Here is a 9299-nt window from a genome sequence, read left to right on the forward strand (position 1 = left end):
GCGCCTCAGCCGCGCCCGGGCCCCGGCGCACCACCGTCCCGTCCGCCTCCACCAGGAACGAACAGTGAGCCTCACCTTCGAGAACATCACGCTCGGCCAGCGCGTCCTCTTCGGATACGGCCGGGCCGCCCTGAACCTGGGCGCGGAGGTCGACCGCCTGCGCGCCCAGCGGGTCATGGTGATCGCCGCGCCCTCCGAGGCCGAGATCGCCGACCGCGTCACCGCGCACCTGCCGGTGGTGCTGCGGCACAGCGACGTACGCCCCCACGTACCCGTGGCGCAGGCCGAGGCCGCCCGGGCCGCGGCCACCGAGTGCCGCGCCGACCTCCTGGTCTGCGTCGGCGGCGGGTCCACCACGGGACTGGCCAAGGCGGTGGCGCTCACCACGCGAGTGCCCGTCGTCGCCGTGCCCACGACGTACGCCGGCTCCGAGGCCACCAACGTCTGGGGGCTCACGGAGGCTTCCCGCAAGACCACCGGCGTCGACGACGGCGTCCTCCCGGTCTGCGTGGTGTACGACTCGGAGCTCACCCTGTCGCTGCCCGTCGGCCTCTCGGTGGCCTCCGGGCTCAACGCCGTCGCCCACTGCGTGGACTCCATGTGGGCCCCGCGCGCCAACCCCGTCAACCAGGCGTTCGCGATGGAGGGCCTGCGCGCCGTCGCCGAGGGACTGCGGCGCGTCGTTCGCGAGCCGGACGACATCGCCGGGCGGGACGCCACGCTGTACGGCTGTTACCTGTCCGGGGTGGCCTTCGCCTCCGCGGGCTCGGGGCTCCACCACAAGATCTGTCATGTGCTGGGCGGCGCGTACGACCTGCCGCACGCACAGACCCACGCCACCGTGCTGCCGTACGTGCTGGAGCTCAACGCGCCGGGCGCGCCGGACGCGGCACAGCGGATCGCCACGGCTCTGGGCGGCGCCACGCCGGTGGCCGGACTGAACACGCTCCGCGAGGAACTCGACGCGCCGCGCGCGCTGGCCGACCACGGCATGCGACGCGAGGACATCCCCGAGGCGGCCCGACTGGTCCTGCCCCAGGTGCCGCCGGACAACCCCGTGCCGGTCGGCCAGGAGGAGATCGTCGACCTGCTCGCCCGCGCGTGGGCGGGGAAGCCGCCCCGGGACCGGGAGGCGACCTGAGATGGGGAAACGACACGCCGGAGGGCGGCCCGAGATGGACACGAGACAGCGCAAGGCGGTCTGAGATGGACGGGACAGCGTTCACCACCGCAGCCGACAACCCGCACCTGGCCGGCCCGCCCGTACTGCACGGCGCGCCCCTGGACCGGGCCGGGCTGGTGGTCTACGCGGTGCACGGACGGGGCCAGGGCCCGGCCTTCATGGTCGAGCAGGCCGATCGCGTCAATCTTCCCGGGGTGGCATGGGTGGCCCCGGGAGCCGACGCCGACACGTGGTATCCGCGGAGCTTCCTGGCTCCGCTGGAGGAGAACCAGCCGCGCCTGGACCAGGCACTCGACACGGTACGAGCCCATCTCGCCGACCTCGGCCGCATGGGCTGGGCGTCGCGGGACGTGGTCCTGTTCGGGTTCTCCCAGGGGGCCTGTCTGCTCTCCGAGTACCTGCTGCGGGATCAGCCGTCGTGCGCCGGCGCGTTCCTCCACACCGGCGGCCACCTCGGGCCGCGGGCCCGGCCCTGGTCCGCCGCACCGGAAACCGGCCTGCCCGGCACCGAGATCGTGCTCCTGTGCGCGGAGGAGGACGAGTTCGTCCCGCTGGCCCGCGCCGAGAAGACGGCCGGCGCCCTGGCCTTTCTGGGCGCGAGGATCGAACTCACCACGTACGACGACCCGCTGCACCGCCTCAACGAGGACTCGATCGTGCGTCTGCGGCGGATGCTGCGCTCCCGCCTGCTCGACCGTGTGGAGACGGCCGCGGGGGCGGAGCCGCATCCGGCAGATCCGCCGAAACCACGCCACACGAGCCATTGATTGTATGACGAAATGGCCGTAGCCTCCCTGGCGTGGAGCACGAAGGCTCGTGGGCAAGGAAGCCCCAGGCACGTCTGGAGTCCGCCGTGGTGATGGCGGGCTTGCGCCAGCGCGTCCTGCGGACGGTGCGCGAGGACATCTGCTGGTCCCGGCTGGTGCCGGGCCAGCGGCTCGACGAGAACCTCGTCATGCTGCGGACCGGCGTCTCCCGGAGGGTACTGCGCCAGGCCCTTCGTGATCTCTCCGAGCAGGGCTGGCTCACGACGGTGGACGAGGGCTGCGTCGTCTGCGTGCCCTCACCGGAGGAGGCCGCCGAGATCGACGAGGTCCGGCGCGCGCTGGAGGAGGTCACGGTGCGCCGCTTCGTGGCGCAGGCCTCCGACTCCCAGCTGCGGGCACTGCACGGCGCGCTGATGGCGTTCGAGGACCTCGCGCAGCTCCCACCGGACCCGGGGGCCCTCCTGCAGGCGCGGGACAACTTCTACGGCCTGCTGCTGCGCGCCGCCGGCGTGATGGTCACGCTGGACGCCCTGGTCAAGCTGCGGGCACGGATCATCGTGCTGATGTGCGCCTCCCTGTGTTCGCCGGGCCGAGCGCGCGTCGCGGGGGTCGAGCTGCGCGCGATCTACGAGGCGCTGGCCGACCGGGATGCCGAGCGGGCCGCCCTCGCCTGCTCGGCCCACGTGGACCGTTCCTACGAGGCGGGCTTCGACGCGCTGAGGGCGCTGGGCACGGCCCGGCCCGGCGACGCACGGGACTGAATCCCCCCGACCGGGCGGCCTGGGCTCCGCCCGCTCACACCACCGGAAACAGCCGCCACGCCATTGCCTCCCGTCGCGACCTCCATTATTGTATGACAATCATACGGATTGATCGGGCGGCCATTTCGCTCGTCGCGTGCCCGCAGGCCTGAACCAGCAGGGTATACGCCCTACCCAAGCAAGCCCTGCCCGCCGAAGAGCACGTGTAGCCCACCATATCGTCCGACAAAGTGCGGACGATTCCTGGCCGTCCTCCCTGACTCGCAGGAGCCACTGATGAGCACCGGTACCTCCACCGCGGCCCCGACCCTCGTATCAGAACCTGCCCTCCGCCGGGCTGCCCGACGTCGTCGCCTCGCCTTTTACGGACCGGCCTTCGTCGCCGCCGTCGCCTACGTCGATCCGGGCAACTTCGCCACCAACTTCCAGGCAGGAGCCCGGCACGGCTATCTGCTCGTGTGGGTGCTGGTCTCGGCCTGTGTGGTCGCGATGTTCATCCAGTACCTGTCCGCCAAGACGGGCCTGGCCACCGGCCGTGACCTGCCGACGCTGTGCCGGGACAGCTTCCGCCGCCCGGTCGTCGTAGGGCTGTGGGCGCAGGCCGAGGTCGTGGCCATGGCCACCGACCTGGCAGAGTTCGTGGGCGCCGCGATCGGCCTCTATCTGCTCTTCGGTGTGCCCATGCTGCCCGCCGCGCTCATCACGGCGGTGGTGAGCTTCGCGATCCTGGCCCTCCAGCGGCGCGGCTACCGGCCGTTCGAGTCGGCGATCGTCTTCCTGCTCGGTGTCATCGCCCTGGGGTTCGTGTACACCCTCTTCGCCGCCGGCGGTCAGTCACCGTCGGGCCTGGCCTCGGGGATGCTGCCCGCCTTTCACGGCACCGACTCCGTCGTGCTGGCCATCGGGATCATCGGTGCGACGATCATGCCCCACGTCATCTACCTGCACTCGGCGCTGACCGCGCAGCGACAGGCTCCGGAGGGACCGGCCGAGCGCAGGCACGCCCTGCGCACACTGCGCGTCGACACCACCCTGGGCCTGACCATGGCCGGCCTGATCAACCTGTCGATGCTCTGCGTGGCCGCCGCGGTCTTCCACGGCGTCGGAGGCTTTGACGGCAGCCTGGGCAGCGCCCATCAGGGCTTCGCCCAGATCGTCGGCGGCGGCGCCGCGCTGGCCTTCGCCGCCGCGCTCCTGGCGTCCGGCCTCTCCTCCTCCGGCGTGGGCACCTACTCCGGCCAGGTCATCATGGAGGGCTTCCTGCGGATGCGTATCCCGCTGTTCCTCCGGCGGGCCATCACCATGGCGCCCGCGATGGTGATCCTCGCGCTGGGAGTGTCGCCGGACACCGTGCTGGTGATGTCACAGGTGGTCCTCTCGTTCGGTATCCCCTTCGCGCTGGTCCCGCTGGTTCTGATCAGCCGCCGCAAGGACCTGATGGGCGACCTGGTCAACCGGCCCGTGACCACGTTCCTGGGGTGGGTGGCGGCTCTTCTCATCTCCGGGATCAATCTCTACCTGCTCCAGCAGGTCTTCTTCGGCTGAGGCCGCTCGGCACACCCGCTCGAACACCACCGCCGGCCCCTGCCCACCGCCGATGCACATCGTCTCCCATGCGTAGCGGGACGCGAGAACTCGCCGGTAAGCGGACCGTCCTCGCCGGCATCGGCCTTCCCACCCCGGCCGCTTCCACCGACCGCGGACGCACGCTGATCGACCGGCGGCTGTATCTGCCCACCTCCTGGACGGATGACCGCGAGCGCTGCCGGCGGGCCGGCATCGACGACAGCGTCGCCTTCGAGACGAAGGTGGCCACGGCCAAGGCGATGGTCCGGCGAGCGATCAGGGACAGGATTCCTTTCAGGTGGGTGACGGCGGACGCCGCTGACGGCTACAGCAAGGGCTGGCGGTTCGAGCTGGAGCAGGCCGACGGGCGCTGTCACGTTGTTGGGTGGGTAGGTGTCTGATGGTGCGTCGTGGCGTGGTGGGGTTGGCAGCGATGACTGCCGTTCCTAGGCTCGGCAGCTATGACGGTTCTGATCACCGTGTGGGGAGCATCTCCCGGAGTGGGCAAGTCGACGCTATGTGCTGCCCTGTCCCGGTGGCTGGTCGATGAGGGACTGCGGGTGGATCACTTCCGCGAGGAGGAGATCTTGACCAGGCCGCAGTTCGCCGCGGTGGCTGGGGAGTTCAAGGCGACCGGCGCCGTCGACCTGGGGACGTTGATCGCAACAACTGCCGAGTTCGTTGATTCGGTTCTGGCGACCGGCGATGACGTGGTGATCGCGGACGCCCTGGTGCCGTTCGTGCCGACGCTGCTGGCCACGGGACACGGCGAAGAGACGATCGATGCGTTCATGACTGACCTCACGGAGGTGCTCGCGCCAGTCTGCCCGGTCATGGTCTTTCTCGATGGGAACGCCGAAGCTGCATTGTCCCGAGCCGCCAGGAGAGAAGGGGAGCAGTGGCTGGACTGGTATGTCGAAAAGCTCGCCCGCTACGAGGTAAGCCCTCCAGTGGCGGACGCCGCGTCGGCGGTGAAGTACCTGCTGCGCGAGCGTGCGGTGACGCTCGACACCGTCGGCCGGAAGAACTGGGGACTCGTTGTGATCGAATCAGCCGATGGACTGCCGCCTGATGAGGTGCTGCGGGTCGCGCAGCGGGGGCTGAGGCCGTGGGTGGGCAGGCCCGCCCCACCCGAATAGGACAGGCCTGGCAATGCGTATCTGCCGCACGCTGGTCAACGGCTTGGCGGTGGGGAGTGTAGCGGGGGTTTGGCATGGATGGGGCGGTCTTGAGCTGGCCGTCCAACCAACGTGTGCCCGCGCCGCATGTAATGACAGCGTCGTGCTCGTGCCTGGTGGCGACGCCTCCAGCGGGACCTGTTCACCGCGTGGTCGCGGTGTGCAGGATGGCGGCCGGGTTCAGCTGCCAGCAGACGACGGATTTCGGCTGGTGTGAGGGCCACGAGGTCGGGCGTGTCGGCCTTGTCACCCCCTCTTCGCGCTCCTGCACGGTCATCACCGCGAGGAACGCGTGGGCGAGCATGGCGAGTGTGATGTGCCGGTACCAGCCCACGTAGCGGCGCACCTCGTACTGATCCAGGCCGCACTCGTTCTTCGCGCTCTGGAAGCACTCCTCGATCTTCCACCGGCATCCGGCAACTCGGATCAGGTCGGCGACGGTGGCCTCCAGCGGAGCGCAGGCGAGGTAGTAGGCGATCTCGTCGGGCTTGCTGATGCTGCGGCGGGCCAGCATCCACCGCTGCCGGGTCGGCTCGTCCCCATCGAACTCGGCCACGGCGGGCAGGTGGGCGGCGGCCCAATCGTAGAACCGTTCGCCCTTGGCTCCCGGCCCCGCCGACAGACGCTGCCACGCCTCGGGCGGGGCCTGGGCGATGAGATGGTCGATGCGCGGGCCGTGAACCGGCTGGGACTTGGGGACGGCGACCACGTAGGAGAGGCCGTGGTCTTCGAGGAATCGCCGGAAGTCCGAGTCCTGTCCGTAGGCGGAGTCCGCAGTGACCCAGGCGACGGGAAGCGGGGAGGCAAGTGCGCGTACGACCATGTCGCGGGCGAGGTCGCCTTTGGTGGCGAAGGTGCGCTCGTCGGGAATGCGGGCCGCTTGGCAGCGTTCCCGGTCGCCCGTCCAGGACTTGGGCAGGTAGAGCTCGCGGTCGACCAGGGCGTGTCCGCGGGTGGTGGCGTAGGCGGCGAAGACGCCGATCTGGCAGTTCTCGGTCCGCCCGGGGGCCCGTATTTCAATAACTGTCAGTAACGGGGTTTCACAGGGGTTGTTCGGGCGTGTAGCTGTTCCAATGTGCGGGCGGGCGATCCGGGTATCGGCGTGACGAGGATCCGGTGCAGGTCCAGGAGCCGTTTTGCGTCCTGGTACTGGATGGACAGGTTGGTGCGGTTGACACCCAGTAGTTGGGCCAGGAACGTCATGGTCACCGCTCTGCGGCGGCGCAGGATGACTGCCAGGAGCCGGTGGGTGTGGTCCACGCTGCTGGTCTGTGGGTGGCGGTAGCTGCGCGGGCGGTGGAAGCGTCGCTGGAATGCTGCCTCGGCCAAGGCGTCCCAGAAAGGCTCCGAGACCGTCACCAAATACTCGAAGGCGGTTCGTGACATGCCGGTCAGGGCCGGATCGGTGAGCACCACGGTCAGGGCCGGGTCGGCCCGGTATGTCGTTGCCGGCGCGTCTGGCGCTCGCGGTGGAACGGGAGACAGCGTGTAGTTCCAGCCACCGTGGAAGGCGTTGGGTGTGATCGGAAGGGCGTGGAACTCGGCGGGTGTGACGCTGATGCCGAGGTCGTAGCTGCCTGTGTCCAGTTCGGCCCCGATGATCAGGCCGGTCTTGGTTGTTGTGGCGGCGATGGTCTCGATGACGACCTGGTAGCTGGTCAGCGGCCGCCCCCGCCAGTTCGCGGTGATGTGACAGAACATCCGGTGGTGAAGTCGGCCCAGAGCGCGGTCTCGTCTCTCGATCGAGCCGTTTCCCCGGAGCCGCTTCCCGCACCCGGCGTGCCACTCTCGCGGCACCGGGCGCTCCACAAGTCCCGTCTGGCTGTTGATGATTGTCTTCATCCGGCGGTTGGCCAGGGAGAAGGGATGGCTGTCCCTGAGGCGTCCCCCGGAGTGTGGACACAGGGGCTCATGCCGCGATTGAGAGTTTAGCTGCTCGCAGATGCTGCTGTTCGAACTCCACCGGTGAGAGGTAGTTGAGGGCACTGTGGCGTCTGCGGGCGTTGTAGTAGGTCAGCCACTGGAAGATCTCCAGCCTCGCCTGACGCATCGTCGAGAACAGCCTCTGGTGCATCGTCTCCCTCTTGAGTCCCTGCCAGAACGACTCGGCGAGGGCGTTGTCGTAACTCGAGCCGACCCGGCCCATGCTCCTGCGGATCCCGAAACCGTCGCAGACCTGCGCGAACGCAGCAGCGGTGTACTGGGCGGATTCAATCGGTCGTTGCAACACCTCGTCCTCGGAGGTGTTGATGGGCAGGCCAGCAGGGTGGATGGCGGCGTTGACTGGACGGTCGCCGATGAAGTCCCCGGGTGCGCCGGCGCTTCGACGGGAGGTGGAACGTCAGTTCTGGCGGGAAATCGCGAAGGGGTTGCTCGCCGAGGAGGCGGCAGCTGCGGTTGGCGTATCCCAGGCGGCGGGTTGCAGGTGGTTCCGTCACGGTGGCGGCATGCCACCAATGGATCTTGCTCCGCAGTCCGGCCGGTACCTGTCCCTTCACGAGCGTGAAGAGATCGCGATCCTCAAAGCGCAGGGCATCGGAGTCCGGGAGACCGCGCGACGTCTCGGCCGCGATCCATCGACGGTATCCCGGGAGCTGCGGCGCAACGCCGCGACCCGTGGCGGCCGACTGGACTACCGGGCTTCGGTCGCGCAGTGGAAGGCCGACCTCGTGGCCCGGCGCCCGAAGACAGCCAAGCTGGCCGCGAACGACCGGCTGCGGGACTACGTGCAGGAAAGGCTTTCCGGCCAGGTCAGCCGCCCGGACGGGACGGTATTGGGGCCGCAGGGCGCGCGGTGGAAGGGGAGGAACAAGCCGCACCGCGGCGACCGCCAATGGGTCATGGCGTGGAGTCCGGAGCAGATCGCGAACCGGTTGAAGGTCGACTTCCCCGATGATGAGTCCATGCGGATCAGCCATGAGGCGATCTACCAGGCCCTGTTCATCCAAGGCCGTGGAGCGCTCAAGCGTGAGCTCGTTGCCTGCCTGCGCACCGGCAGAGCCCTGCGGGTACCTCGTGCCCGGTCCAAGCGGAAGGCGTGGGCCCACGTCACGCCCAAGGTGTTGATCAGCGAACGGCCGGCCGAAGCCGACGACCGCGCCGTACCGGGACACTGGGAGGGCGACCTCCTGATCGGACTTGAGCGATCGGCGATTGGCACGCTGGTCGAGCGCACGTCCCGCTACACGGTGCTCGTCCACCTGCCCCGCCAGGACGGCTACGGAGTCCTTCCCCGTACCAAGAACGGGCCGCCGCTGGCCGGTTACGGCGCGGTGACGATGAAAGATGCGCTTGCGGCGACGATCGGTACCCTGCCCGAGCAACTATGGCGGTCGCTGACCTGGGACCGGGGCAAGGAGTTGTCGGCGCACGCCCAGCTCACGATCGAGACCGGCGTCCCGGTCTACTTCGCCGATCCACACAGCCCCTGGCAGCGTGGCACCAACGAGAACACGAACGGCCTGCTGCGCCAATACTTCCCGAAGGGAACCGACCTTTCTCGATGGGCGGCGGAGGACATCGAGGCGGTCGCAGCCACGCTCAACAGTCGCCCCCGCAAGAGCCTCGGTTGGAAGACACCCGCCGAAGCCCTCAACGACCATCTACTATCGATCAAATAAGCCGGTGTTGCATCCACTGGTTGAACCTGGTCTGCGAGCCCCTGTCCGCATGAAAGATCACGCCGTCCACGTGGCCGCCGCGGGCCGCCACCGCCATCTTGAGGGCGTCGATGACCAGCTCGGCCCGCATCAGCGTGGCGTAGGCGTCGCAGGTCTTCTTGATGACGTGCTGGGCGGCCTGCGCCCCCAGTCCCCAGCGGTCCTTGACCTGGCGGTAGGTGTGC

General features: G+C 69.1%; 8 protein-coding genes and 3 pseudogenes. 7 read left to right on the forward strand and 4 right to left on the reverse strand.

The window, feature by feature from the left end:
- The first annotated feature begins 64 nt into the window (after window positions 1-64).
- The 6 genes and pseudogenes from ACFYO2_RS44755 (at window position 65) to ACFYO2_RS44780 (ending at window position 5416) form a co-directional block, all read left to right on the forward strand.
- Window positions 65-1141: a maleylacetate reductase gene (locus tag ACFYO2_RS44755; RefSeq protein WP_388361929.1), complete on the forward strand. Its 1077-nt coding sequence runs from the start codon at window positions 65-67 to the stop codon at window positions 1139-1141.
- 65 nt (window positions 1142-1206) lie between these two features.
- Window positions 1207-1950, forward strand: a complete 744-nt coding sequence (locus tag ACFYO2_RS44760; protein WP_388361931.1) for an alpha/beta hydrolase — start codon at window positions 1207-1209, stop codon at window positions 1948-1950.
- A 32-nt stretch (window positions 1951-1982) separates the two neighbouring features.
- On the forward strand, window positions 1983-2711 hold the full coding sequence (locus tag ACFYO2_RS44765) for a GntR family transcriptional regulator (protein ID WP_388361934.1): 729 nt from the start codon (window positions 1983-1985) through the stop codon (window positions 2709-2711).
- A gap of 276 nt (window positions 2712-2987) precedes the next feature.
- Window positions 2988-4256 carry an Nramp family divalent metal transporter gene (locus ACFYO2_RS44770; protein ID WP_388361936.1) on the forward strand — a complete coding sequence of 423 codons (1269 nt, stop codon included), beginning with the start codon at window positions 2988-2990 and terminating at the stop codon, window positions 4254-4256.
- A 137-nt stretch (window positions 4257-4393) separates the two neighbouring features.
- Window positions 4394-4642 (forward strand): annotated as a pseudogene (locus ACFYO2_RS44775) (transposase); the annotation flags it as partial.
- A 96-nt stretch (window positions 4643-4738) separates the two neighbouring features.
- Window positions 4739-5416: a hypothetical protein gene (locus ACFYO2_RS44780; protein ID WP_388361939.1), complete on the forward strand. Its 678-nt coding sequence runs from the start codon at window positions 4739-4741 to the stop codon at window positions 5414-5416.
- A 181-nt stretch (window positions 5417-5597) separates the two neighbouring features.
- Here the strand turns inward: ACFYO2_RS44780 and ACFYO2_RS44785 are convergent, their stop codons facing one another.
- The 3 genes and pseudogenes from ACFYO2_RS44785 to ACFYO2_RS44795 form a co-directional block, all read right to left on the reverse strand.
- Window positions 5598-6485 (reverse strand): IS701 family transposase, encoded by an 888-nt coding sequence (locus ACFYO2_RS44785; protein WP_388361943.1) that lies wholly within the window; start codon window positions 6483-6485, stop codon window positions 5598-5600.
- Window positions 6462-7171: pseudogene (locus ACFYO2_RS44790) on the reverse strand (ISAzo13 family transposase); the annotation flags it as partial. The gene ACFYO2_RS44785 and the pseudogene ACFYO2_RS44790, both read right to left, overlap by 24 nt.
- Before the next feature lie 193 nt (window positions 7172-7364).
- Window positions 7365-7661, reverse strand: a pseudogene (locus ACFYO2_RS44795) (integrase core domain-containing protein); the annotation flags it as partial.
- 64 nt (window positions 7662-7725) lie between these two features.
- On the opposite strand from ACFYO2_RS44795, the gene ACFYO2_RS44800 reads away from it, so the two are divergent.
- Complete coding sequence (locus ACFYO2_RS44800) at window positions 7726-9075, forward strand: IS30 family transposase (RefSeq protein WP_388361942.1); 1350 nt, start codon at window positions 7726-7728, stop codon at window positions 9073-9075.
- Here ACFYO2_RS44800 and ACFYO2_RS44805 read toward each other — a convergent pair.
- Window positions 9068-9299 (reverse strand): hypothetical protein (locus tag ACFYO2_RS44805; RefSeq protein ID WP_388361946.1); only part of this gene is annotated, 232 nt, incomplete at its 5' end. The two genes, ACFYO2_RS44800 and ACFYO2_RS44805, sit on opposite strands and share 8 nt — an antisense overlap.

Origin of the sequence: Streptomyces sp. NPDC006602 (genome assembly GCF_042870385.1) — a bacterium.
Taxonomy (GTDB): domain Bacteria; phylum Actinomycetota; class Actinomycetes; order Streptomycetales; family Streptomycetaceae; genus Streptomyces.